The following is a 24,146-nucleotide window of genomic DNA, read 5'->3' as shown; positions in this document are numbered from 1 at the left end:
GCCCGCCGCACGCGCTACCGGCCGCGCACCGGTCACACCGCGCCGCCGCCCGGCCGTACCGCCGTATGCCACCGCCCGGCCCGCCCGTGGTACCCATGACGCATGGCTGACACGGGTCGGGGACAGGAAGCACAGGACCGGCCGGACGGGCCGGACGAGGCGCCCGGGGCACCCCACCCGCCGGGCCCGCAGGACGCGTTGACCGATATCGCCGGCCTCCGCGTCGGACACGCCCAGCGCATCGGCGGCGGCCACCTCACCGGCACCACCGTCGTCCTCGCCCCCGAGGGCGGTGCGATCGCGGCCGTCGACGTCCGCGGCGGCGGCCCCGGCACCCGGGAGACCGACGCGCTGGACCCGCGCAATCTCGTCCAGCGGATCGAGGCGATCGTGCTGACCGGCGGCAGCGCCTTCGGGCTGGAGGCCGCGTCCGGGGTAGTGCACTGGCTGGAGGAGCAGGGCCGCGGCTTCCGCGTCGGCCCCGACCCCGCGCAGGTGGTACCGGTCGTACCGGCCGCGGCCCTCTTCGACCTGGGGCGCGGCGGCGACTGGCGGGCCCGCCCGGACGCGGCGCTGGGCCGGGCGGCGGCCGAGGCGGCGGCGCGTTCGGCGGCCGGCACACCGCCCGCGCAGGGCACCACGGGTGCCGGTACGGGTGCGGTGGCAGGCGGGTTCAAGGGCGGTATCGGCACCGCGAGCGCGGTGCTGCCGTCGGGCATCACGGTGGCGGTGCTGGCGGCGGTGAACGCGGCGGGCTCGTTCGTCGATCCGCGAACCGGCGCGCTGTACGGCCGGCTGCACGAGGGCCCGGAGGTCTTCCCGGCCGCCGCCGTGCACGCCGCCGCCCGGCGCCGGCTGGCCGCCGCCCAGGAGACGTCCCGGGCCCGCTCGGCCGCCTCGGTGCGACCGCCGCTCAACACCACGCTCGCCGTCGTCGCCACCGACGCCGTCCTCACCCGCGCCCAGGCCCACAAGCTCGCGGGCACCGCACACGACGGTCTGGCCCGCGCCATCCGCCCGGTCCATCTGCTCTCCGACGGCGACACGGTCTTCGCCCTGTCCACCGCCGCCCGCCCGCTCGCCCCCGCCGAGGCGCTCGCCGACCCGGCGTTCGGGGTGCACGCGCAGGCCGGCGCGCTGAACGAGATCCTGACCGCCGGTGCGGACGTCCTGACCCGCGCCGTGGTCAAGGCCGCCCTCGCCGCCGAGACGGTGGACGGTCCGGGCGGCGTCTTCCCCTCCTACCGCGACTTGTACGGCGGCTGAGGGGTACGGCGGCTGAGGGGCGGGACGGCGGCGGCGTACACCCGTCGGGCGCCGGCGGCCGGCGTACGGAGACCGGCTCGTACCGGCGCGGACGGGCGCGGACGGGCGCGGGTTCGGGGCCGGGCGGGCGCGGACGGGCGCGGGTTCGGGGCCGGGCGGGCGCGGACGGGCGCGGGTTCGGGGCCGGGCGGGCGCGGGTTCAGGGCCGGACGAGCGCGGGTTCCGGACCGGGACGGGCACGCGTTCAGGGCCGGGGCGGGCACGGACGGGCGCAGGTTCGGGGCCGGACGGGCATGGGTTCAGGGCCGGACAGGCGCGGGTTCGGGGCCGAACGGACGCGGGTTCCGGGCCGGACGGGCACGGGTTCGGGGCCCGGCGGTCCGGGGCCCGGCGGTCCTGACCCCCCGCATCCGCCGCGCACGGGCGCGAAGCCCGCGTCAGATCCCGGCCGCGTACAGGCGCGAGGCCCCGCGTCAGGTCCCCGCCGCGCCCAGCAGCGTCCCCGCCACGTACGTCACCGCCATCGCCAGCGCGCCGCCCACGACGTTGCGCAGCACCGCGCGGCCGGGCGGGGCGGCGCCCAGCCGGGCGCCGGACCAGCCGCACAGGGCGAGCGCCGCGAGCACCGCGACCACGGTGACCGGCAGCCGCACGGCGGACGGCGGCAGCACGATCGCCAGCAGCGGCAGCAGCGCGCCGACCGTGAAGGCGAGGAAACTGGCACCGGCCGCGTGCCAGGGATTGGTGAGCTCGTCGGGGTTGATGCCCAGCTCGACCTCGGCGTGGGCGCGCAGCGCGTCGTGCGCGGTGAGCTGCGCGGCGACATCGCGGGCCAGTTCGGTGCTCAGCCCCTTGCCCTCCAGCAGTTCCGTCAGCTCGACGAGTTCGGCCTGCGGTTCGCTCGCCAGCTCGCGCTTCTCCAGGGCCAGCGCGGCCTTCTCGGAGTCGCGCTGGGTGGAGACCGAGACGTACTCGCCCGCGGCCATCGACATCGACCCGGCCAGCAGCCCGGCCAGCCCGGCGGTCAGCAGGACACCGCTGTCACCGGTGGCCCCGGCGACGCCGACGACGAGTCCGGCCGTGGAGACCACACCGTCGTTGGCGCCGAGGACCGCGGCGCGCAGCCAGTTGAGGCGGCCGCCCAGTACGCCGCTGTGGGCCTCGTCATGGCCGGGGCTCGGAACGCTCACCGGCCGAGCGTCTCATCCGTACCGGCCGCGCTCCGGCCGACGCCCCCACGCCATGCCGAATTCGCCGGTGGTAGAAACGGCCGTATGTCCGCACCTCCGCCGCCTCCGCCGCCCACGCTGGTCCAGCCGGCGCCCCCCGAGCCCGCGCGGCGCCGCCGTCTGTGGTGGCACCGGCTCCTCATCGGGCTGTGGTACCGGCCGGTGGAGATCCTGGACGAGGCGCGGGACCGCAGCGTGTGGGGCGCGGCGCTGCTGCTCTGTCTGGTCAGCGGCGCGCTCGGGGTGCTGTCGATGGACGCGTTCCGGCAGCAGTGGGCGGTGAACCGCACGCATGCGCTGCAACTGGCCGGGCTGGCCGAGGCCGGGGTGCTGATCGCCAGCCTCGTCCTGGGCGCGGTGACCCATGCCATCGCCCGCACCCTCGGCGGCAGCGGCCGCTTCGCGCCGACCGCGAGCCTGTTCATCGTGGTGTTCTGGGTGACCGATCTGCCCCGGCTGGCGATGGCCTCCTGGCTGCCGCCCGGTTCCACCTTCGTGCAGGCAGCGACCTGGGCGACCTGGGGCTTCGGCTACGTCCTCGCGGTGCTGCTGGTCCGCGGCCACCACCATCTCCCGACCCGCAAGGCCGCGACCGCGGTATCGGTGCAGCTGCTGGCGGCGCTGGCACTGCTGAAGCTGGGGACCGTCCGTTAGGACCGCGAGGGTGCCGTCCGGTACGCGCGACGGTGGCGTCGGAAGGGCCGCGGTGCGCGTCGGCAGGGGGCGGACGGCGCGCCGTCCGGGGCGGGGTGGGGCGAGGGGAACCGGGGCAGGCGGACCGGCACGCCTGTCCGCGGTGACGGTGCGTCGGACGGTTTCGCCGCGGGCGGATGCCGCCGTGGCCGCGCGAACCCGCGGCGGCGCGCTCAGTAACCCCGCCGGCCCCGCACGAACAGCACGACGAAGGTGATGGCGGCGACCAGGCACGCCAGCATGCCGAGCATCAGCACGGCCACCCCGGTTTCGCTGACGCCCGGCACGAAGTGCTCCGTGGTCAGCCCCCGGGAGTCGACGGTCACTTGCTCGCGGTCCGGGTGGCCCACGAGGTAAAGGATCATGGCGGCGATCGCGGCCAGGCATGCCGCGGCGGCCGCCAGCAGCCAACCGCCCCACCGGCGCTGCCACTCGCCGCCGGTGAGCCGGGGCGCGTCGGGGCAGTTGCTCAGCACCGCGATACCCAGCGCCACGTGCTGCTCGGCGAGCCCGTCCACCCGCGCCCGCCGGCCGTCGGCGAACCGGAGCAGGCAGCGGTACCCCGTACCCAGCCGCCGGGTGACGCCGTTCTCCGTGTCGGTGCCGCCCATGGTGATCGTGGCGACCTGGTCCCAGGACCAGCCCGCGGTCCCCCGCCGGGAGCCGTACACCACTCCGCGCTCACGCACCTCGAAGTACTCCGCCGGCCCGCCGCGCACCGCCCGGACGGTCTGCGTCACCGCGATGAACAGGCCGGACAGGCCGAGGCCGAGCAGCACACCGACCGCCTTACGGCTGCCGGCCAACCCGTCCCCGCCGGTGCTGACCAGGCCCCACAGGCCCACCCAGCCGGTGAGGACGCCGATCACCAGCGCCCAGCCGGCGTTCGCCCAGCGTTTCTGGTTGGCCACCGGATGCCTGCTGACCACCGGGCCGAGTTCCTCGGATGCGCCTGCCTCGTCGTTCACCGGGGAAGTGAACCACTCCCGCCGGGGGCCCTCAAGGGCCGTACGCGATACGGAAAGCACGGTCCGGGGGCGACGTTCAGAGGCTGCTTTCAGGGGGACGGGAAGCCGGTCCCACGGTGAACCGGGCTCCGCACGACCGTCCCCGTCCGGCGGACCGGCGGCGCATCGCGTACGACCCTCGCGTACGGCCCCTCGCCCGTGGCCCGGCGGTCTCAGTACCTGCTCGTCAGCTGCCGTACGAGGCCCTCGAACGCCTCGCGCTCGGCGGCGCTCAGCTCCACGCTCTCGGCCGGCGGGCCGAGCGGCCCCGTCTGCCGCGGCACTCCGTCGAGCAGCTGCCGCTGCCCCTGCCGGGGCGCCGCCTCGAACCCTTCGTGCCGGGTCAGCTTGAGCAGTCCGATGACCCAGACGACCGTCGCGGCGAACAGCACGGCGAGGCCGATCTGCTGGAGAATCGAGACGGCGGTGGGCATGCGGTCCTCCAGGACGGGCGAGGCGTGGGGTGCGTCCCAGTAGACACCACGGTGCGGGACTTCCGACAGGGGATCTTGGGACCTAAGTCCCCAAGTTACCTAATTCCTAAGACATTTCGCCACTTTCCCGCCATGCCCCGGCACCGCGGCCCGCGGCCCCTCGCCGCCTTCCCCCGCCCGCCCCGCGCACCCCTCCGCCGCGGCAGATTCCGGCCCGCCCCCTTGGACACCCCGGAGGCTTCCGGCGGCGGGGGCGCCCCCCGACGATGACGGCACACCGTACGCGACGTGAGGAGTACGCACGTGCCGCAGCCTCAGCCGCTCCCGCCGGAGCCGTCCGCCGGCCCGGAGCGGACCCCGGCCCCCGCCCGCGCGCTGGACGGCGTCCTCGTCGCCGACTTCAGCCGGGTGCTGGCCGGGCCGCTGGCCGCCGCGACGCTCGCCGACCTCGGTGCCGAGGTGATCAAGGTGGAGCGGCCCGGGACCGGCGACGACACCCGCGCCTGGGGCCCGCCGTTCGCGGCGGACGGCACCGCCGCCTACTTCGACGCCGCCAACCGCTCCAAACGCGGCCTGGCCCTGGATCTCGGCGATCCGGACGATGCGGCGGCCGCCCGCGAACTGGCCCGCCGGGCGGACATCCTGATCGAGAACTTCCGCCCCGGGGCGCTCGCCAAGTACGGTCTGGACCCCGCCGCCACCCGCGCCGCCCACCCCGGTCTGATCCACTGCACGATCACCGGCTTCGGCTCCGGCGAGGGCGCCCGGCTGCCGGGCTACGACTTCGTGGTGCAGGCCGTCGGCGGGCTGATGAGCATCACCGGCGAGCCCGGCGGTACGCCCCTGAAGGCGGGCGTCGCCCTGGTGGACGTACTGACCGCCAAGGACGCCGTCACCGGCATCCTCGCGGCCCTGCGCCACCGCGACCGGACCGGTGTGGGCCAGTCGGTCGAGGTCAACCTGCTCTCGTCCCTCCTCGGCTCGCTCGTCAACCAGGCGTCCGGCCACCTGGCCACCGGGCGCGATCCGGGGCCGATGGGCAACCGGCACCCGAGCATCGCCCCGTACGAGACGCTGGCCTGCCGGGGCGGGCTGCTCGCGGTGGCGGTCGGGAATGACCGTCAGTTCCGGGCGCTCACCGAGGTGCTGGGTGCGCCCGGACTCGCCGAGGACACCCGGTTCCGCCGCAATCAGGACCGCGTACAAAATCGAACAGATCTTGTCAAAGCGCTCGAAGAGTGCTTGGCGGCCGATACACCGCAAGGATGGACAGCTCGCCTCGGCGCCGTGTCCGTGCCGTGCGGGCCGGTCAACACCCTCTCCGAGGCACTGGAGTTGGCGGCGCGACTCGGGCTCGACCCGGTCGCTACCATCGGAGACGGCCGGATTCCCCAAGTCCGCAGTCCGCTGCGACTGTCCGGGACACCGGTCACGCAACCTTTCGCCCCACCCCGCCTGGACGAGCACGGCACGCCGCTGCGAACCTGGCTGTCCGGACCGTCCGACCAACCACTGCCCCCGCTAATGTGACCTTGGCCACAAGGTAGTGCCATTCGCAACCAAACCAGCCAGTAGGTGCTGTTTACCAGCACGGAATCACCACACCCTTGTATATGGAGCAGCTCGTGACATCGCCGGACACCTCCGCGCCCGCTCGGTCCCGCACCCCGCACCAGCTCCTCCAGCCGCACGGGCAGCAGGAGCCGGGCGCCCCCCGCCGCTCCCGCCGGCTGCGTCGCACCATGGCCGCGACGGCGCTGCTCGCGGCGGGCGCGCTGACCCTGTCGGCGTGCGGCGGCAGCGCCGAGGCGGGCGGCCACGACGACGGGAAGAACGGCCAGGCGGGTGCGGACGCGGCGGCCGCCAAGGACGCCTCCGACGCCAAGATCAAGGTCTCGGCCAAGAACGGCGGCACCGACGCCAGCATCAACGACACCGGGGTGCAGGTCACCGGCGGCAAGCTGACGGATGTGAAGCTCACCGTGGCCGACTCGGGCGCCGACGTGGCCGGTGCCATATCGCCCGACGGCTCCTCCTGGAAGCCCAAGGCCCAGCTGGAGCGCGGCACCAAGTACAAGCTGGTGGCGAACGCCAAGGACGACAAGGGCCGTTCGGCGACCGAGAACTCCACGTTCACCACGGTCTCCAACGCCAACAGCTTCATCGGCAGCTACACCCCCGACGGCGGCAAGACCGTCGGCGTCGGCATGCCGGTGTCCTTCAACTTCGACAAGCGGATCACGAACAAGAAGGACGTCCAGTCCCACATCACGGTGTCGTCCAGCGGCGGCCAGGAGGTCGTCGGCCACTGGTTCGGCGACCAGCGCCTGGACTTCCGTCCGGAGAACTACTGGAAGGCCGGCTCCAAGGTCACCATGAAGATCGACCTGGACGGTGTGAAGGGCGGCAGCGGCATCACCGGTGTGCAGTCCAAGACGGTCTCCTTCACCATCGGGCGCTCCCAGGTCTCCACGGTCGACATGAACACCCAGACCATGACGATCCAGCGGGACGGCAAGACCCTCAAGTCCATCCCGATCTCCGGCGGCAGCGCCGATCACCCCACCTACAACGGCCAGATGGTGATCTCGGAGAAGTTCACCCAGACCCGGATGGACGGCTCAACGGTCGGTTTCGGCGGCGAGTACGACATCAAGGACGTCCCGCACGCCATGCGCCTGTCGTCCTCCGGCACGTTCATCCACGGCAACTACTGGGGCGACTCGTCGATCTTCGGCCGCGCCGGCACCAGCCACGGCTGCGTCGGCCTGCGGGACGCCAAGGGCGGCGGCGGTGACACCCCCGGCAAGTGGTTCTTCGACAACTCGCTGGTCGGCGACGTCGTCATCGTGAAGAACTCGCCCGACAAGACGGTCAAGCCGGACAACGGCCTGAACGGCTGGAACCTGTCCTGGGCGGAGTGGAAGGCGGGCAGCGCGTCCTGACCGACGCGCCCTGAGCACGGATGTGGTGGCCGGTCCCGAGGGGGTCGGCCACCTTTTATTTGCCACACCTGGCAGACCGAACGCAGTTCACCCGGGGCGGTGCGGACCGAAACGCCGGATTCCGCTCACGCTGCCGGCTGTGAGCATCACCACACACCCGTGGCAAGTCACTCACTTGCCCAAGAAAGTATGAATAACACACTACTTACTCACGGGTTTTGACGCCTTGTGAGGCTCTTCCGACGTGGAGCGCTCCTGACCAGGGCGCCTGGGGGGATGCGTTATGGCCGAGCGCCGCTCGGGGAACAGGCTTGCCGCACTCGACGGACTGCGGCTGCTGGCCGCACTGATGGTGGTCTTCTACCACTACGTCGCCCTCGCCCGGCCATGGGGCCATGCGACGGACACGATTTTCCCCACCGCCCACAGAGCGGCCCAGTACGGGTGGCTCGGGGTGGAGGTTTTCTTCCTGATCAGCGGCTTCGTCATCTGTATGAGCGTGTGGGGCCGCACGTTAGGCGAGTTCGCCGTCTCCCGCGTCTCCCGCCTGTTCCCCGCCTACTGGGCCGGCATCCTGCTCACCGTGGCGGTGGTGAAGACGTGGCCGGAGGTCACGTCCATCCGCGGCTGGAACGCGGTGATCACCAACCTGACCATGCTGCAGGGCGGCAACAACACTCCCAATGTCGATCCGGTGCACTGGACGCTCTTCGTGGAGCTGAAGTTCTACCTGATCGTGGCGGTGGTCGTGCTGTTCGGCGTCACCTACCGCAACTGCCTGATCCTGTGCGGGGTGTGGACCGCGGCCGCCGCCCTCGCGCCGGTCCTGAAGACCCCGCTGCTCACCGCGTTCGCGATGCCGCAGTACGCGCCGTTCTTCATCGCGGGCATCGCCTTCTACCTGATGCGCCGCCACCGGCCGAACGCGGTCCTGTGGGCGATCGTGATCCTGCAACTGCTGCTCGCCCAGCGCTACATCCCCTACCGCCTGGCCACCAGCGTCGGCAAGGCCGCTGCGGAGGCCCTGCCCACCTGGCCCGCCCGCACCGTCATCATCACCGCCTTCGCCCTCGTCGGCGCCATCGCGCTCGGCGCCTGCGACCGGATCCGGTGGAAGTGGCTCACCACCGCGGGAGCGCTCACCTACCCGCTCTACCTCATCCACCTGAACATCGGCATGACCCTCATCCACCACTTCCGGAACAGGCTCCCCGCCCCGGTCCTGGTGGCCTCGGTGACCGCGCTCATGCTGCTCACCGCCTGGCTCATCCACCGGATCGTCGAACGGCCCCTCGGCAAGTGGCTCCGCGACACCATGCGGCGAGGCATCGACGACGTCCGCCGCCACGTCGCACCACGCCGCAGGCACGCCCGGCCCGCCGCACCACCCCCGCCCAGCGCGCCCCCCGCGGCGGAAGACGGCCGGGCGCCGTCGCCCGCCCGCACCTACGAATCGGCCTGACCAACGGGCCGCGTACCGGCTGACGCCGCCGGGACGACGTACGGGCGGACGGCGTACGGACGGACGGCAGCCAGTCGGCGTCAGCCGCTGTCCGGACCGCCGCGCAGCGGGTCCTCCCGGATGAACCAGGCGACCACGAAGCCCACGGCGGCCAACGCGGCGGCGCCGGCCAGGACGCCGTGCAGGCCGCTGGTGACCGCCGCCCGGTAGGCGTCCCGCAGCGGCGCGGCCAGTGCGTGCAGCGCTTGCGGCGTCAGTTGCGCACCGCCCGACGCCAGCCGTCGGGCGGCCTCCGCGCCGAGGCGGTCGGTCAGTTCGCCGTGCAGCCGGCCGGTGAAGACGGCGCCCAGCAGGGCGACGCCGAGCGAGCCGCCGAGGGTCCGCAGCAGAGTGACGGTGCCGCTGGCGGCGCCCATATCGCGCGGCTCGGCGCCGTTCATCGTGATGATCATGGTGCTCTGGAGGACGAGGCCGATGCCCGCCCCGGCCACCACGGTGAGCGCGGAGGCGACGGCCGTACCGGTGTCCGTCCCGAGCGGCAGCAGGAGGAGCGCCCCGACGGTCAGCACCGCGCCGCCGAGGATCGGATAGACGCGGTAGCGGCCGTTGCGGCTGATCAGCCGGCCGGTGGCGAGCTGCACCACGAGCATCCCGAACATCAGCGGCAACAGCAGCATTCCGCTCTCCGTCGACGACCGGCCGCGCACGAACTGGAGGTACTGCGGCAGGTAGCTGGTCGCCCCCACCATCACCGCACCGACCAGGAAGCTCAGGATCTGCGCGACGGTGAAGTTGCGGCTGCGGAACAGCCGGGGCGGGATGACCGGTTCGGCGGCCCGCCGTTCGACCCGTACGAACCAGGCCAGCGCGACGGCGCTCACCGCCGCCAGGCCGAGGATCTGCGGCGAGGTCCAGCCGTACCGGCCGCCGCCCCAACTGGCCAGCAGGGTCAGCGCCAGGATGGCGGCGGTGAGCAGCAGCGCGCCGAGGTAGTCGATCCGTGCCGGGCTCCGCTCGGTGCGGTCCAGCCGGATCGCCATCGCGACGATCAGCAGCGCGACCACGCCGACGGGCACGTTCACATAGAAGGTCCAGCGCCAGCTCAGCTGGTCCGTCAGGAAACCGCCCAGCAGCGGCCCGCCGACGAACGCGACCGGCATCAGAGCCCCGATCATCGACTGCATCCGGCCGCTCTCGCGCGGCGGCACCAGCACCCCGATGATCGACAGCGCGCCGACCATCAGCCCTCCCGCACCCAGCCCCTGGAGGGCGCGGAAGCCGATCAACTGCCCCATGTCCTGCGCGAGTCCGCACAGCATCGACCCGGCCAGGAAGATCGCGATCGACGTCATGAAGACGCCCTTGCGGCCGTACAGATCTCCCAGCTTCCCCCAGACCGGGGTCGCCGCGGCGGTGGTGAGCAGATAGGCCGTCACCACCCACGACAACTGGTCGAGCCCGCCGAGATCCCCCACGATCGTGGGCAGTGCCGTGCCCACGACCGTGCCGTCCAGCATCGCCAGGAACATGCCGAGCAGCAGCCCGAACACCCCGAGGTACCGCGCCCCCGCCCCGGCCGGGGCTCCCCCGGTCGCCCCGGCCGGACCCCTCCCGTCGGCCCCGCTCCCCCCCGCCCCGTCGGCCGTCGCCTTCGCCGCCGTACCGTCCCGCGCCGTCACCGCGCCCTCCCTCTCCCCGGTCCGGGCGTCGCGTCATCTCGTGTCATCGCGCGTCGTCCGACGTCACCGCACGCCATTGCGCGTCGTCGGACGTCATCGGATGCCGCGAGGCCGCGTGCGCCCACCGCCCGTGTGTACGCCGTATCGAATGGATACAACGTACACACCGCCGTGTACGTCGTCTACCACTGATACGTTGTACGCACACCCTGCGGGAAGGAATCGAGACCCATGGCCAGGCAGAAAGCGCAGCCATCCGCCCCCGGCCCGGACCCGGCACCGGTCTCCCTCTGGGAGCGGCTGGAGCGCCCCGCACCGGCCCCGCGTACGACGCTGACCCCGCAGAAGATCGCCGCGGCCGGCATCCGGATCGCCGACACCGAGGGCATCGACGCCGTGACCATGCGGCGGCTCGCCACCGAGCTGGGCGTCGCACCGATGGCCGCCTACCGCTACGTCTCCGGCAAGAGCGACCTCCTGGACCTGATGACCGACGCGGTCTACGCAGACCTGAAGCCCGCCGACGACATCGACAACTGGCGCGACGTCCTGCGCACCGGCGCCCTCCGAAACCGCGAGATCGTGCTGCGCCACCCCTGGCTCATCCAGATCTCCTCACCCCAGGTGCTGCGCGCGCTGACCCCCAACCGGATCGCCGCGGCCGAGCGTGCGCTGTCGTCCCTGGACGGCCTCGGCCTGGACATCGACGCGATGATGGCCGTCGTGGGCACCGTCAACTGCTATGTACACGGGGCGGTTTCGGCCGAGTGCGCCCATTACCTGCTGATGCAGGAAGAAGGCTGGACCACCAACGACGACCTGCGGACCGCCTTCGCCCCGCAGATGCGCTACCTGATGGACACCGGCCGCTACCCGACCTACCACCGCTACCTCCACGACGGAATCCACAAGGACGACCCGCTGTGGCGCTTCGAGACCGGTCTGGACAGCGTGCTGGACGGTATCGCCGCCCGCATGGGCATCTGAAGGCCCCCGCCCGACCGACGGTGCGCACCGGCCTCAGCGACGCGGCACCGCACCGCACCGGCCTCAGCGTCGGTGCAGCAGTTCCACCACGCTCGCCACGTCCTCGTCCCCGTGGCCGTCGGCCACCCGGCGCGTCATCAGGGAGTGGATCGGCTCCCACAGTTCCGGGCTGACGCCCTGGTCCCGGCTCACCTCGCCGAGGGCGTCGTGCGAGACCTGCATGGCGAGGTTGGACCCGGTGGTGGCGTACTCGCCGGAGTCGGTCTGCGCCGCCATCGCGGGCAGGGCGCCGGACATCGCGTGCAGCCACGGCACCAGCAGCGTCGTGGTGAACTCCGCGACGGAACCGCCCGCCGACCGCACCAGCGCCGCCGCGTGCAGGAAGCCGCCGAACATGCCGTACATGCCGCTGAGCAGGGCGAGGTCGTTCAGCGGCGCCAGACCGGGGTCCTCCCCCAGGTAGTGGCTGCGGGCGAAGGAGTCCAGCGTGCCGCGGTGCGCCTCGAACGCCTTGGTCGAGCCGCTGTAGAGGACGAAAGCCTCGGGCCGCCCGATGAGCGCCGGGACCGCCATGATGCCGCCGTCGAGGTATTCGGCCCCGAGCGCCGCCACCCGCGCCGCCATGGCACGGCCGTCCTCGGGCGAACCATTGGTGACGTTGACGACGACGCGCCCCGCCAGCGCCTCGCCCGCCTGCTGCTCCAGCAGCGTGCCGACATCGGCGTAGTCCAGGATGCAGACGATGACCAGTTCGGCGGCGGCCACCGCCTCGGACACGGAGTCCGCCCGGTGCGCACCCCGCTCGACGAGCCCGTCGGCCCTGGCGGCCGTACGGTTCCACACCGTCACCCGGTGCCCCGCCGCGAGCAGCGCGTCCGCGAGCGCTGCGCCCATGCTGCCGAGCCCGAGGACCGCCACATCGTTCTTCATGAACAGAAACTCCATAGAGAGAGGGAGGGGTGAGGGGAAAGCGACCACCGCTCCAGCGCGCAGCCCTCGGAGCACAGTTCACGGCTCTCGGTTCACGGCCCTTGTGCCGCGGTCGCCTCACCAGTCTTGACGGGCGAGCGAATGCGGACAAGTACCCACTATTTTGTGCGTACTTACCTCAAGGTGAGTGGGTCGGCCACGGGCGCGCCGCGGAGCTCACCGCCGCTCCTCCCGATCCCGGCCGTATGCCTCGGGCACCTCCCTGACCAGCTCTTGTTCTCCGCGACCGGCTGCGCGTAGATTCCAGGCTCCGACGTCGGGATCGCTGGGGGCAGACCGTGGACTGGGGCACACTCGTCGCGACGGTCAGCGGTGGTTCCATCGCCATCGCCGGCACGATGCTGGCCGACTTCCTGCGCCGTCGCCACGATGACGACCTCAGTGTCGGAACCCGCAGACGCGCGGCGTACATCGAGTTCATCACCGCCGCCGGAACGTGCCACGCGCGGTTACGCCATATCGCCCAGGACCCGGCCGCCGAACCCGACCTGGAGACGGTCACCCGCGCGGCACTGAGCGACGCCGGGATATACGAGGCGCGCGAAAGGCTGTTCATCGACGCGGCCGCCGATGTCGCCGGCGCCGGGCAGGCGATGTTCGAGCAGCTCCGCGCCCTGCAACGCGCCGTCGCGGCCGGCGCCTCCCTGAGGTCCCCGGCCTTCCATGACGCCTACCACCCCTACATCGGCGCGGTCTGGGCGTACCGGGTCGCCGTACGCGAAGAGCTTGAGGGACGGTCCCTGTCACCCGCGGCCTTCGGGTGGGACGGATGGGACGGTACGGACCGGTGCCCCATGTGCCGGCAGGCGGCGGCGCCCCCGGGGGCGTAGCGGGAGCCGCGACGGCCTCCCCCTGTCCCGTCCCTGCCACGCTCGGGACGCCAGGGGCACGCCCTTCGCCCTGCCGGACGCCAGGGGGCGCGCCCTTCGCCCTGCGGTACGGTCGGCCGCACGACCGAGCCGACCAGAGGGGCACCGTGGCCGACGCCGAATTCCTCACCGTACTCACCACCGCCGGCAGCGAAGAAGCGGCTCAGCACCTCGCCACGACCGCCGTCGCGCAGCGGCTCGCGGCCTGCGCGCAGATCGATGGGCCGGTCCGGAGCGTGTACCGATGGCAGGGGAAGATCGAGAACGACGCCGAGTGGCGCGTCCTCTACAAGACCACCGCCGCCCGGTACCCCGAACTCGCCCGCCATATCGAGGCGGTCCACCCCTACGACACCCCCGAGATCATCGCCACGCCGATCACGGCCGGCAGCGACGCGTATCTGTCGTGGCTGCGTACCGAGACCATGGGCTGACGGCGGGAGCGCGGACTGGCGGCGAGGGCGCGGGCTGATGGCGCGGGCACGGGCTGACGGCGAGGGCGCGGCCTGGGGAGGACCCGGGCTTCTGCCGCTTCCGGCGTCCGCACGGCGGCGGGGCCGCCACCCGTATCGGATGGCGGCCCCGCCCCGTCTGCCGTCGCCGGCCCGGTGTCCCGGCGGCCGTCAGGCGGCGACGGTCACCTTCGTTTCGCCGGGCGGGGTCTCGGCCGGGCCCGTGGACGGGGCGCCGGGAGACTTGCGGAGGCCCTTGAGGAGGATCACCAGGGCCGTCGTGACGCACGTACCGGCGGCGATGGCCACCAGGTAGAGCAGCGGCTGGCCGATCAGCGGGACCACGAAGATGCCGCCGTGCGGGGCCCGCAGGGTGCAGCCGAAGGCCATCGAGAGGGCGCCGGTGACCGCGCCGCCCGCCATCGCGGACGGGATGACCCGCAGCGGATCGGCGGCCGCGAAGGGGATCGCGCCCTCGGTGATGAAGGAGGCGCCGAGGACCCAGGCCGCCTTGCCGTTCTCCCGCTCGGTCTTGGTGAACAGCTTGCCGCGCACGGTCGTGGCCAGCGCCATCGCCAGCGGCGGGACCATACCGGCCGCCATCACCGCGGCCATCACCTTCAGGCTGCCCTCGTTGGGGTTGGCGAGGCCGCCGACCGCGAAGGCGTACGCGACCTTGTTGAGCGGGCCGCCGAGGTCGAAGCACATCATCAGGCCGAGGATCACGCCGAGGATGATCGCGTTGGCGCCGGAGAGGCCGGAGAGCCAGTCGGTCAGGGCCTTCTGGAGCGCGGCGACCGGCTTGCCGATCACCAGGAACATCAGGAAGCCGACGATCGCCGAGGAGATCAGCGGGATCACCACCACCGGCATGATGCCGCGCAGCACCGGCGGGATGGTGACCCGTTGGATCGCCATCACCACCGCGCCCGCCAGCAGACCGGCGATCAGGCCGCCGAGGAAGCCCGCGTTGATGGTGAGCGCGATGGCGCCGCCGACGAAGCCCGGGACCAGACCGGGCCGGTCGGCCATGCCGTACGCGATGAAGCCGGCCAGGATCGGGACGAGGAAGCCGAAGGCGACACCGCCGACCTGGAAGAGCAGGGCCGCCCAGCTCGTCGAGTCGGTCCAGACGAAGTGTTCGGCGACGGACGGCGCCTTGTCGATCGTGTAGCCGCCGATCGCGAAGGCCAGGGCGATGAGCAGACCGCCGGCCGCGACGAACGGCACCATGTAACTGACGCCGGTCATCAGCCACTTGCGCAGCCGGGTGCCGAATCCGTCGGCCTCGTCGCTGCCCTTGTCCATCGGCGCAGCGGTGCGCGCCGGGGCGCTCGCGTCACCGCGTGCGGCCTTCGCCCGTACCTCGGTGATCAGTTCGGCGGCGCGGTTGATACCCGCCTTCACCCCGACGTCGACGGTCGGCTTGCCGGCGAACCGGTCCTTGTCCCGCACCTCGACGTCATGCGCGAAGATCACGCCGTCCGCGTCCGCGACGAGCTGCGGGTCCAGCCGCTTGAACCCGGCCGAGCCCTGCGTCTCGACGTGCAGCTCGATGCCCGCGGCCTTGCCCGCCTTCTCCAGCGACTCGGCGGCCATGTAGGTGTGCGCGATGCCGGTGGGGCAGGAGGTGACGGCGACGATACGGAAGGGGCGTTCGGCGGTCGTCGGCTCGGTGGACGGGGCGGACGACTCCGGGGACGGAGTAGGAGCCGGGGTCTCGGGCTTCGCCTCGGCCTCGGCCTCCGGCGTCCCGTCCGCTTCCGGCTTCGCGCCCTCGTCCGCTGCCGCCTCCGCCGCCGGCTCGTCGCCGCGGATCAGGGCCGCGGCCCGCGCCGGTTCGGTCGCCGAGCGCAGTGCGCCGGTGAACGTCTCGTCCATCAGGTGGCGGGCGAGCGACGCGAGGATCGTCAGATGGTCGGCGTCGCCGCCCGTGGGGGCCGCGATCAGGAAGATCAGGTCGGCCGGGCCGTCCGGCGCGCCGAAGTCGATACCGGACGCGCTGCGCCCGAAGGCCAGCGTCGGCTCCGTGACATGCGCGCTGCGGCAGTGCGGGATGCCGATGCCCCCGTCCAGGCCGGTCGGCATCTGGGCCTCGCGCGCGGCCACATCCGCGAGGAAGCCCTCCAGGTCGGTGACGCGACCGGCCGCCACCATCCGCTCGGCCAACGACCGGGCGGCGGCTTCCTTGGTTTCTGCGGACAGGCCGAGGTCGACCAGTTCCGCGGTGATCAGCTCACTCATCGCGGGCTCCCTTGCGCGCGGTACCGCCGTGGGGGCGGTGAGGATGGGACAGGGGGTGGCAGGGGTTCGGGTGGATCCGGTGGGTCGGGTGGACCCGGTGGATCCGGTGGTGCGGGTCGGTCCAGGGGTGCGGGACGGTGTGCCCGGCCGCGGACGGGGTGGCCGTCGGTCGGGCCGGGGTGGCGGGGATGACGTGGGTGACCAACTGCCGTACGGCAGAAGTGAAGGGGACGATCCCCGTACCGTCGCCGCCCGGCCGCATCATGGGACCGGCTCCGTCAGCGGACGGCCGAGGGGGACGTTGTCCGTCGTGGTGACCGCCGCCGGGACCAGGTCCGACGGCGTCGGCATCAGGCTGCCCGGCAGCTGGACGGCGGCCGCGCCATGGGCGACCGCGGCGGCCAGCGCCCGTACGCCCGTGCCGCCGGCCGCGAGGAAACCGGCCAGCGAGGCGTCGCCCGCACCGACGTTGCTGCGGACGACGGCGACGGGGGCGCCGCCGAAGTGCGCGCCGTCGTCGTCGACCAGCAGCTGCCCGTCGGCGCCCAGTGAGGCCAGTACGGCGCGGGCGCCCGCCGCGCGCAGTTCCTCGGCGGCCTTGACCGCGTCGCCGAGGGTGGCGAGCGGGCGGCCGACGGCCTGCGCCAGCTCCTCGGCGTTCGGCTTGACGACGTCGGGGCGTTCGCGCAGCGCCGCGGTCAGCGACGGGCCGGAGGTGTCCAGAGCGATCCGGGCGCCTGCCCGGTGGGCCCGCGCGACCAGCTCGGCGTACCACTCGGGCGGCAGTCCGCGCGGCAGGCTGCCGCAGCAGGCGACCCAGTCGGCACCGACCGAGCGCTCGCCGACCGCCGTCAGCAGCGCCTCCGACTCGGCGGGGGTCAGTTCGGGCCCGGTCGCGTTGATCTTCGTGAGGGTGCCGTCGGGTTCGGCGACCGCGATGTTGGAGCGGGTCTGGCCGGCCACCGGCACGCCCGCCACCTCGATGTCCGCGGCGCCCAGCAGCTCGGCCAGCGCGGCGCCCGCGGGGCCGCCCAGCGGCAGCACCGCGAGGGTGCGGTGACCGGCCGCGGCGAGGGCCCGCGAGACGTTGACGCCCTTGCCGCCCGGGTCGATCCGGTCGGCGGTGGCCCGGAGTACGGCCCCGCGGTCCAGCGCCGGGATCTCGTACGTACGGTCCAGGCTGGGGTTGGGGGTGACGGTGAGGATCATGCGCGCACTACTTCCGTGCCCGCGCGCTCGATGGCGAGGGCGTCGTCGGGGCTCAGCCCGGTGTCGGTGATGAGCAGGTCCACGTCCGGCAGTCCGCCGAAGCGGGCGAAGTGCTGCTGCCCGAACTTGGCGGAGTCGGCGAGGAGGACGACCCGGCGGGCGGCGGCGATCAGCGCCCGCTTGACCGCGGCCTCCGCGAGGTCGGGGGTGGTCAGGCCGCCTTCGAGGGAGAAGCCGTTGGTGGCGAGGAACAGCACATCGGCGTTGATCTCGCGGTAGGCGCGCAGCGCCCAGTCGTCGACGGCGGCGCGGGTACGGTGCCGGATCCGGCCGCCGACGAGGTGCAGGGTGAGCCCGGGGTGGTCGGCCAGCCGCGCGGCGACCGGCAGAGCGTGCGTGACGACGGTCAGCTCGGCCTCCAGCGGGAGCTCGGCGGCGAGCCGGGCGGCGGTCGTACCGGCGTCCAGGATCACGCTGCCGGGGCCGCTGCCGCCGCCGGGCAGCTCGGCGAGCGCGGCGCGCGCGATGCGCTGCTTCTCGTCGGCGGCGACGGCGTCCCGCTCGGCGAGGTCCGGCTCGAAGTCGAGGCGGCCGGCCGGGATGGCGCCGCCGTGCACCCGGCGCACCAGACCGGCGCGGTCCAGGGCCTTCAGATCGCGCCGTACGGTCTCGGCGGTGACCTGGAACTCCTCCGCGAGGGACAGCACGTCCACCCGCCCGCTTTCACGGGCGAGCCGCAGGATCTCCTGTTGGCGCTCCGGTGCGTACATCAGCGTTTGTGTCCGTTCCATGCCCGAACCTGTGGTTTCACGACCAAGCTACGCCCAGATTTCCGGAAAGTAAACACAAATGGGCGATGGGCGGACTCAAACGGACATCGAAGGCCATGGGTGGGGGCCACAGTGGGGTGCTGCGACGGGTATGTGCGGGGGGAGCCGCGAGGCGTACGGCACGGGGGCAAGCGCGCCGGGCCGAGCGGGCGTGGCGGGCATGGCGGCGGTCGTACCGGCCATGGGGGGCGCAACGGCCGGCACCAACACGCTTCTGCTGGTCGCCGAATCCAAGCTGGTGTCCTACTCCAACATCAGCGCCCTACTTCAGGCCGGAGTGGAGTTCATCGCGCCCGTCCCGGCCGCACAGATCAAGGACGAGGTCTACACGGCCCTGGATCCCCAGCGGGCCCAGGCTGTCGACTGGGTACCCGAACCACCCCGGAGAGCCCGGCGGCGAAGCATCCCCGGTGCAGGTGGGCGTTTCGCTCTCCGCGGCCTCGCCGGGGCGGTGAGCCGAGCAACGGTGATGGCGGGTCCGGTGGTCCGGCGCCGTGCGTGCCGGCCGCCGGATGGTCTCGGGTGGGCGTGTCACGGACCCGGGCCGGTCTCCGGTGCGGGATGTTTTCCCCGACGGTCGGCGAGTGGGCGGAGGTGTCCCGATGGAGGCGGGCGACGGCGAGCGGGAGCAGTCCGGGCGCACATCCCGGCCGCCCTCGGAGCCTTTGAAGCGGCCAGGTTTTCTGACGCGCTTGGTGGCTGCCATGGATTCCGCCGTGGCGTCGGGGCCCCCGCGGGGACCGGCGCGTCCGGAGTTCTGGCGCAGCCCGCTGCGGGGGCCGTGGCTGACGGCCGTGCTCGGGTTCGTGCTGCTGGCCGGGGTCACGCTGTTGTTCGTGACGGGTCTGCTGTCGTACGCGGCGTACAACCCAAACCTGGCGCCGGTCAACGACCAGACGCCCGACAAGGGGTGGCTCGGCTTCTATCTGTTCTCCTGGCCGACCTCGCCGTACTGGCTCTACCGGGTGAACCAGGGCGTGCATGTGGTCCTGGGAGTCGTCCTCGTGCCGGTGCTGTTGGCGAAGCTGTGGTCGGTCATCCCCAAGCTGTTCGCGTGGCCGCCCGTGCGGTCGGCCGGCCACGGCATCGAGCGCCTGTCCCTGCTCCTGCTGGTGGGCGGCGCCGGGTTCGAGTTCGCCACCGGCATCCTCAACGTGCAATTGCACTACATCTTCCCCGGCTCCTTCTACGTCCTGCACTTCTACGGGGCATGGGTGTTCATCGGCGCCTTCGTCGTGCACGTGGTTTTCCGGCTGCCGCGGGCCCTCCGTGCGGTGAGGTACGGAAGCGCGCAGCCGGAGGCCGGTACGGAGGAGGCGGCCGGACTGGTCTCGCCGCGGCCGGCGCCCCCGACCATCTCACGCCGGGGCGCCCTGGGCATGGTCGGACTGGGGGCCTTCGCGCTCTTCGCGGTGACGGCCGGACAGAGCGTGGGCGGCTGGTGGCGCCGGACCGCGCTGCTCGCCCCGCACGGCCGGGAACCCGGCTCAGGACCCAACGGCTTCCAGATCAACAAGACCGCGGCATCCGTCGGGATCCGGCCCGGCGACATCGGCCCCGCCTGGCGGCTGACCGTACGGGGCGCGGGCCGCCGCGTAGTCCTCACCAGGGATCAGCTGCTCGCCATGCGGCAGCGCGAGGCGGCCCTGCCCATCGCGTGCGTGGAAGGCTGGTCGACCCCCGACCAGCTGTGGAGCGGCGTACGGCTCACCGACTTGGCCGCACTGGTCGGACTGGGCGCGGACATCCCGCACGCCCTGGTGGAATCGGTACAGCGGGGAGGGGCGTTCAGCTCCGCCGTCCTGAGGGACAACCAGGTACGCGACCATCGCTCACTCCTGGCCCTGCGCGTCAACGGGGCGGTCCTCTCGTACGACCACGGCTACCCCGCCCGCGTGATCGTCCCCGGAGCTCCCGGCGTCCACAACACCAAATGGGTCACCCGCGTCACCTTCGGAGAGCCGGTATGAGCAAGACGACCGGCTTCCGCCGCCGCTACGGAGCCTCCCCGCTCCACCTGCTCCTGGTACTCGCCTCCTTCGCCCTCGCCGCCTACGCCGGCGTGCGACTGCTCGACGGAGACACCCTGGGCGTGGCCCTGTGGTTCGTCGGCGCGGCACTCCTCCACGACCTCGTGCTGCTCCCCTTGTACGCGGTGACCGACAGGGCCGCACAGCGCCTGTTCGGGCGGCGAGAAGGCGGTGTGGGGCAGGCGCCGCCGAGGCCGGGCGTCAACCACGTCCGTGTTCCGCTGTTCGTCTCGGGGCTTCTGCTGCTGGTCTGGTGGCCGCTGGTCCTGCGCCAGGTGGGCCACTACACCGCGGCCACGGGGCTCCCGGCCGACCGCTTCCTGGGGCACTGGCTGCTGATCACGGCGGCCCTCTTCGTCGCGTCGGCAGCGATCCTGCTCGCCCGCAGATGGCATGAATCGGGGCCTCGACGGCGTGCGGCACGAGGCCGGCGGCGGGCACGTGGCGCCACGAAATGACGGCGCTCGCCGATGGTCCGCCCTCCGTGGAAAGGGCGCCGACGATGCCGGTGCCCCTGCGAGGAGAGGGCCGTTACCCGCGCTCCCGCACGGCGGGCCCCAACTCGCCGCACGCCGCAGCGGCGAACTCGACGGCGCCCTGGCCCACGGTGCCGAAGACGCCCGCACCACGGCGATCGGGTGAGCGCCGGCCGGTGTCCTCTCCCACACGGCACTACGCCGGGCGGCCCGCAACCGGGGCCGAGGGGGGCGTCCCGGGCCCTGATGCCCCGACCGAGAAGTCCTCGGGCCGACGCGTACCGGTTCCGCGACGCCGGCGCTCCGCGGCGGCCGCGAGGACGAGGAGAGCCGCGAGACCGTACGCGATCGCGGCCGTCACCCCCCGGTTGTCGAACGCCCGGCCGAGGACGTAGACGGCCGGGCCCGCGAGGGCGAAGCCCAGCCATTCCCAGCGTCCGTCCAGTGCCACGAGGGCCACCAGGAGAAGGGCGTACCAGGAGTAGCCGGGCGTGAGGAGGGCGAACGCCCAGCCGGTGACCAGGAGGGCGCCGCTCCACGGGCGGTGCGGGCTGCCGCGCCGCATCACGTACAGAGACACGCCCGCCATGACGACGAGGAGCACCGGTGGTGCCCAGCTGTCGGGGAGGACCAGCCGGAGCAGCGCGTACCGGGGTCCGGCGGAGGGGTCCTCATAGCCTTCCTCCTCCACGTATCCACCGAGGTAGCCGAAGACGGAGCCGTGCGAGAGGAGGACGTACGGCAGGTAGGCGAACGCGGTGAACGCGGCGGCGGGCAGCAGCACGGCGGCCCCGTCGCGGACGCGGCGGACTCCGGACAGCGCACCCGGCATGACGACGGCGGGCATGAGTTTGGTGGCGATGGCGGCGCCGAGGACCAGTCCGCCGGCCGTCCGGCGGTCCGGAAGGGCGGCGACGAGTCCGAGGCCGACCACGGTCAGCAGCGCACCGAGGACGTCCACATGCGCGTTGTTCACCGCCTCGATCGGTACGGCGGGGCACCACGCCCAGTACGCGGCCCGGCGCAGGTCCGTGCCCCGGCGGCGCAGGATCAGCAGCACCGCACCGGTCGCACCCAGAGAGATCAGGGCGGCGCCGACCTGGAGCGGCTTGTGCCGCGCTCCCTCCGGGGAGAGCTTGTCGACGGTGAGGAAGTACGCCTCGGCGACGGGCGGGTAGATGGTGTGCACGGAAGGCCGGTTGAGGCGCGTGCAGTGCGGTGCCGGCCCGGCATGGGGAACGCGGGCACGGTCCGGACCGGTGCAGGCCGCGCCCGTCGGAAAGAGCCACGGGTCGCGCAGCCGGACCAGTTCCGGGTCCTGCGGAGCATGGTCGTACGGGGAGACGCCGGCCGACTGCACGCGGCCGTCCCAGGCGTACCGGTACGAGTCCGTGCTGGTCCGGGGCGGCGCGACCAGCCCGGTCACCGTCACGGCGACGGCCCCCGCCACGAGCAGGGGCACGACATGGGCGGCCGGGACCCGGCGCAGCGCGAGCAGAGCGCAGGCGAACAGCACCCAGCACACCGCGTACCAGCAGAACAGCCCGGCGGGATCGGTGAAGTAGCCGTCGTACCGGACGGTGAGCACGAGGACGGCGGTGAGGGCGGCGAGGACCGTGGCGGTGAGGGCGGTGCGCGGGTTCACGTGTGCAGCGTTCCAGGAACGGTGGTGGAAGTGAGGCCGGCCGCCCCGGCACGTCCCTGTTTCGTAAGGTGTTCCGGCCACCCGTGCGGGCCTCGCCGGGGGTGTCATGGGCTTCATGCGCATCACTCCGCCTTCCGGACCGCCGATCACCTTCACGGGGCGTCTGCACGATGCCCGTACCGCGACCGTGCTCGGCCGCCTGCTCGGGCTCGCCATCGCCGTCTGCTTCGCGACCGGCGTACTCAGCCACTGCCTCCAGCACCCGCCCGCCTGGCTCGCCGACCGGCTGCCGAGCCGCCCGTACTGGGGCTACCGGCTCACCCAGGGACTGCACGTGGCCTCGGGCATCGCCGCGATCCCGCTGCTGCCGGCCAAGCTGTGGGCGGTCTACCCACGGCTCTTCACGTGGCCGCCGGTCCGGTCGGTGCGGCACGCCCTGGAACGCCTCTCGGTGGCGGTACTCGTCGCCGCCGGGATCTTCGAGCTGTTCACCGGGCTGCTGAACACCTTCCAGTGGTACCCCTGGCCGTTCTCGTTCGTGCCCGTGCACTACGCCGTCGCCTGGCTCCTGCTGGGAGCGCTGCTGCTCCACATCGCCGTTCAATGGCCCCGGATCCGCGACCACTTCACCCGCCGCTCACCCGGCACCCTCGCCCTTCCCGCAGCCGACGGGCCGGACCGCCGCCGACTGCTGGCGGCCGTCGTGGCGGGGGCGGGCGCCGCCACGCTGACGACCGTCGGCCAGTCCGTTACCGCACTCGGTCCGCTGGACCTGTTCGGTCCGCGCAGCCCGGACCACGGACCGCAGGGGCTGCCGGTCAACCGCACGGCCGCCGCGGCACGCGTCACCGAGGCGTCGCTGACCGGCTGGCGCCTGACCGTCGCCGGGCCCCGCCCCTACAGCCTCACGCTGGACGAACTGCGCGCGATGCCGCAGTACGAGGTGACCCTGCCGCTCGCGTGTGTGGAGGGCTGGAGCAAGTCCGCCCGGTGGACGGGGGTGCGGGTGCGCGACCTGCTCGACCGGGCGGGCGGCGGCCCGGACGCACGGTGCCGGGTGGTGTCACTGGAGGCGGCGGGCGCGTACCGGGTGATGGACATGGGCCGCCTCTACGCCCAGGACCCGCTCACCCTCCTGGCGTTGGGCCTGAACGGCGAGGTGCTGTCCCTGGACCACGGCTACCCGGCGCGGATCATCGCCCCGAACCGGCCCGGAGTGCTCCAGACCAAATGGGTCGGCCGACTGGAGGTCTCGTGATGACACACCGGTACGTGGTGGGCGGCTGCGGGATCGCCCTGATGGCCTTCGGGGGCTCCCTGCTGGTGGCGCAACCCGAGCCGTGGCGGGTCGTCCTGTGGCTCGCGAGTGGGGTCCTCGTACACGACGGGCTGCTCGCACCGCTCGTGATCGCGATCGCCGCACTCGCCGCGGCGGCGGGTGTGCGCCTGCGCGGCGTTGCGCGCGCCGCGCTGATCGTCGCGGGCTCGCTGACGGTGATCGCTCTGCCGCCGCTGCTGCGCCCCGGGGGCGTGGCCAACGCGACGGTGCTGCCGCTGGACTACCCGCGGAACTGGCTGGTGGCGATGGCGGCCGTCACCGTGATCTGGGCCGGGTACGCCGGAGTGCGCGCGTGCGTGCGGCGGGCGGCCCGGAGGCGGCCGGACCGGAGGTGACGCACGAGGGGGCTGACGCCTGTCC

The 24,146-nt window shown here is 73.1% G+C and carries 22 protein-coding genes; 12 read left to right on the top strand and 10 right to left on the bottom strand.

The window, feature by feature from the left end:
* Positions 1-102: 102 nt before the first annotated feature.
* Positions 103-1,266 (top strand): P1 family peptidase, encoded by a 1,164-nt coding sequence (locus tag IH09_RS23835; protein ID WP_110952540.1) that lies wholly within the window; start codon positions 103-105, stop codon positions 1,264-1,266.
* A gap of 473 nt (positions 1,267-1,739) precedes the next feature.
* Here the strand turns inward: IH09_RS23835 and IH09_RS23830 are convergent, their stop codons facing one another.
* Positions 1,740-2,456 (bottom strand): VIT1/CCC1 transporter family protein, encoded by a 717-nt coding sequence (locus tag IH09_RS23830; protein ID WP_052859508.1) that lies wholly within the window; start codon positions 2,454-2,456, stop codon positions 1,740-1,742.
* Between the two features lie 84 nt (positions 2,457-2,540).
* On the opposite strand from IH09_RS23830, the gene IH09_RS23825 reads away from it, so the two are divergent.
* The gene (locus IH09_RS23825; RefSeq protein ID WP_094794118.1) at positions 2,541-3,149 is read left to right on the top strand and encodes a Yip1 family protein; all 609 of its coding nucleotides are present in this window, start codon (positions 2,541-2,543) and stop codon (positions 3,147-3,149) included.
* Between the two features lie 212 nt (positions 3,150-3,361).
* Here IH09_RS23825 and IH09_RS23820 read toward each other — a convergent pair whose 3' ends face one another.
* Together IH09_RS23820 and IH09_RS23815 are read right to left on the bottom strand one after the other, a co-directional pair.
* Positions 3,362-4,156: a hypothetical protein gene (locus tag IH09_RS23820; protein WP_052859507.1), complete on the bottom strand. Its 795-nt coding sequence runs from the start codon at positions 4,154-4,156 to the stop codon at positions 3,362-3,364.
* Between the two features lie 212 nt (positions 4,157-4,368).
* Positions 4,369-4,629: a hypothetical protein gene (locus IH09_RS23815; RefSeq protein ID WP_052859506.1), complete on the bottom strand. Its 261-nt coding sequence runs from the start codon at positions 4,627-4,629 to the stop codon at positions 4,369-4,371.
* Between the two features lie 375 nt (positions 4,630-5,004).
* On the opposite strand from IH09_RS23815, the gene IH09_RS23810 reads away from it, so the two are divergent.
* The 3 genes from IH09_RS23810 (at position 5,005) to IH09_RS23800 (ending at position 9,036) form a co-directional block, all read left to right on the top strand.
* The gene (locus IH09_RS23810) at positions 5,005-6,159 is read left to right on the top strand and encodes a CaiB/BaiF CoA transferase family protein (protein WP_052859523.1); all 1,155 of its coding nucleotides are present in this window, start codon (positions 5,005-5,007) and stop codon (positions 6,157-6,159) included.
* Between the two features lie 83 nt (positions 6,160-6,242).
* Positions 6,243-7,574 (top strand): L,D-transpeptidase, encoded by a 1,332-nt coding sequence (locus IH09_RS23805; protein ID WP_110952538.1) that lies wholly within the window; start codon positions 6,243-6,245, stop codon positions 7,572-7,574.
* Between the two features lie 283 nt (positions 7,575-7,857).
* On the top strand, positions 7,858-9,036 hold the full coding sequence (locus IH09_RS23800; RefSeq protein ID WP_052859505.1) for an acyltransferase family protein: 1,179 nt from the start codon (positions 7,858-7,860) through the stop codon (positions 9,034-9,036).
* Between the two features lie 80 nt (positions 9,037-9,116).
* Here the strand turns inward: IH09_RS23800 and IH09_RS23795 are convergent, their stop codons facing one another.
* Positions 9,117-10,715, bottom strand: coding sequence for a DHA2 family efflux MFS transporter permease subunit (locus tag IH09_RS23795; protein ID WP_110952537.1), 1,599 nt, complete (start codon positions 10,713-10,715; stop codon positions 9,117-9,119).
* A gap of 231 nt (positions 10,716-10,946) precedes the next feature.
* On the opposite strand from IH09_RS23795, the gene IH09_RS23790 reads away from it, so the two are divergent.
* Positions 10,947-11,702: a TetR/AcrR family transcriptional regulator gene (locus tag IH09_RS23790; RefSeq protein WP_052859504.1), complete on the top strand. Its 756-nt coding sequence runs from the start codon at positions 10,947-10,949 to the stop codon at positions 11,700-11,702.
* A gap of 63 nt (positions 11,703-11,765) precedes the next feature.
* Here IH09_RS23790 and IH09_RS23785 read toward each other — a convergent pair whose 3' ends face one another.
* Positions 11,766-12,632, bottom strand: a complete 867-nt coding sequence (locus tag IH09_RS23785) for an NAD(P)-dependent oxidoreductase (protein WP_052859503.1) — start codon at positions 12,630-12,632, stop codon at positions 11,766-11,768.
* Between the two features lie 338 nt (positions 12,633-12,970).
* Here IH09_RS23785 and IH09_RS23780 point away from each other — a divergent pair, with 338 nt between their 5' ends.
* Positions 12,971-13,522 (top strand): hypothetical protein, encoded by a 552-nt coding sequence (locus IH09_RS23780; protein ID WP_052859502.1) that lies wholly within the window; start codon positions 12,971-12,973, stop codon positions 13,520-13,522.
* Between the two features lie 146 nt (positions 13,523-13,668).
* Positions 13,669-13,995, top strand: coding sequence for a divalent-cation tolerance protein CutA (cutA, locus tag IH09_RS23775; protein WP_052859501.1), 327 nt, complete (start codon positions 13,669-13,671; stop codon positions 13,993-13,995).
* Positions 13,996-14,184: 189 nt separating this feature from the next.
* On the opposite strand, the gene IH09_RS23770 is transcribed toward cutA, so the two are convergent.
* The 4 genes from IH09_RS23770 to IH09_RS23755 are packed head-to-tail and all read right to left on the bottom strand — an operon-like array spanning position 14,185 to position 18,236.
* Positions 14,185-16,257 (bottom strand): PTS fructose transporter subunit IIABC, encoded by a 2,073-nt coding sequence (locus IH09_RS23770; RefSeq protein WP_052859500.1) that lies wholly within the window; start codon positions 16,255-16,257, stop codon positions 14,185-14,187.
* A complete protein-coding gene (locus IH09_RS23765) occupies positions 16,250-16,522 on the bottom strand; it encodes a hypothetical protein (protein WP_052859499.1) in 273 nt (90 codons plus the stop codon). The genes IH09_RS23770 and IH09_RS23765 overlap by 8 nt, the downstream gene beginning before the upstream one ends.
* Positions 16,519-17,466, bottom strand: coding sequence for a 1-phosphofructokinase (gene pfkB, locus IH09_RS23760; protein ID WP_052859498.1), 948 nt, complete (start codon positions 17,464-17,466; stop codon positions 16,519-16,521). Before pfkB ends, IH09_RS23765 begins: the two co-directional genes overlap by 4 nt.
* Complete coding sequence (locus IH09_RS23755) at positions 17,463-18,236, bottom strand: DeoR/GlpR family DNA-binding transcription regulator (protein ID WP_052859497.1); 774 nt, start codon at positions 18,234-18,236, stop codon at positions 17,463-17,465. Before IH09_RS23755 ends, pfkB begins: the two co-directional genes overlap by 4 nt.
* A 764-nt stretch (positions 18,237-19,000) precedes the next feature.
* On the opposite strand from IH09_RS23755, the gene IH09_RS23750 reads away from it, so the two are divergent.
* Together IH09_RS23750 and IH09_RS23745 are read left to right on the top strand one after the other, a co-directional pair.
* Positions 19,001-20,266 (top strand): molybdopterin-dependent oxidoreductase, encoded by a 1,266-nt coding sequence (locus tag IH09_RS23750; RefSeq protein ID WP_052859496.1) that lies wholly within the window; start codon positions 19,001-19,003, stop codon positions 20,264-20,266.
* Entirely contained in the window at positions 20,263-20,784 is a 522-nt protein-coding gene (locus tag IH09_RS23745) for a hypothetical protein (protein ID WP_052859495.1), read from the top strand. The genes IH09_RS23750 and IH09_RS23745 overlap by 4 nt, the downstream gene beginning before the upstream one ends.
* Before the next feature lie 214 nt (positions 20,785-20,998).
* Here the strand turns inward: IH09_RS23745 and IH09_RS23740 are convergent, their stop codons facing one another.
* Positions 20,999-22,447, bottom strand: a complete 1,449-nt coding sequence (locus tag IH09_RS23740; RefSeq protein WP_052859494.1) for a glycosyltransferase 87 family protein — start codon at positions 22,445-22,447, stop codon at positions 20,999-21,001.
* A 115-nt stretch (positions 22,448-22,562) separates the two neighbouring features.
* Here IH09_RS23740 and IH09_RS23735 point away from each other — a divergent pair, with 115 nt between their 5' ends.
* Positions 22,563-23,705, top strand: coding sequence for a molybdopterin-dependent oxidoreductase (locus IH09_RS23735; protein ID WP_397844775.1), 1,143 nt, complete (start codon positions 22,563-22,565; stop codon positions 23,703-23,705).
* A complete protein-coding gene (locus tag IH09_RS23730) occupies positions 23,705-24,121 on the top strand; it encodes a hypothetical protein (protein ID WP_094794094.1) in 417 nt (138 codons plus the stop codon). The genes IH09_RS23735 and IH09_RS23730 overlap by 1 nt, the downstream gene beginning before the upstream one ends.
* The last annotated feature ends 25 nt before the right edge of the window (positions 24,122-24,146 follow it).

The organism is Streptomyces celluloflavus (genome assembly GCA_000720995.1).
GTDB lineage: Bacteria > Actinomycetota > Actinomycetes > Streptomycetales > Streptomycetaceae > Streptomyces > Streptomyces celluloflavus.
Note: the sequence above shows the minus strand (reverse complement) of the source record. Positions and strands in the feature narration are given on the sequence as shown.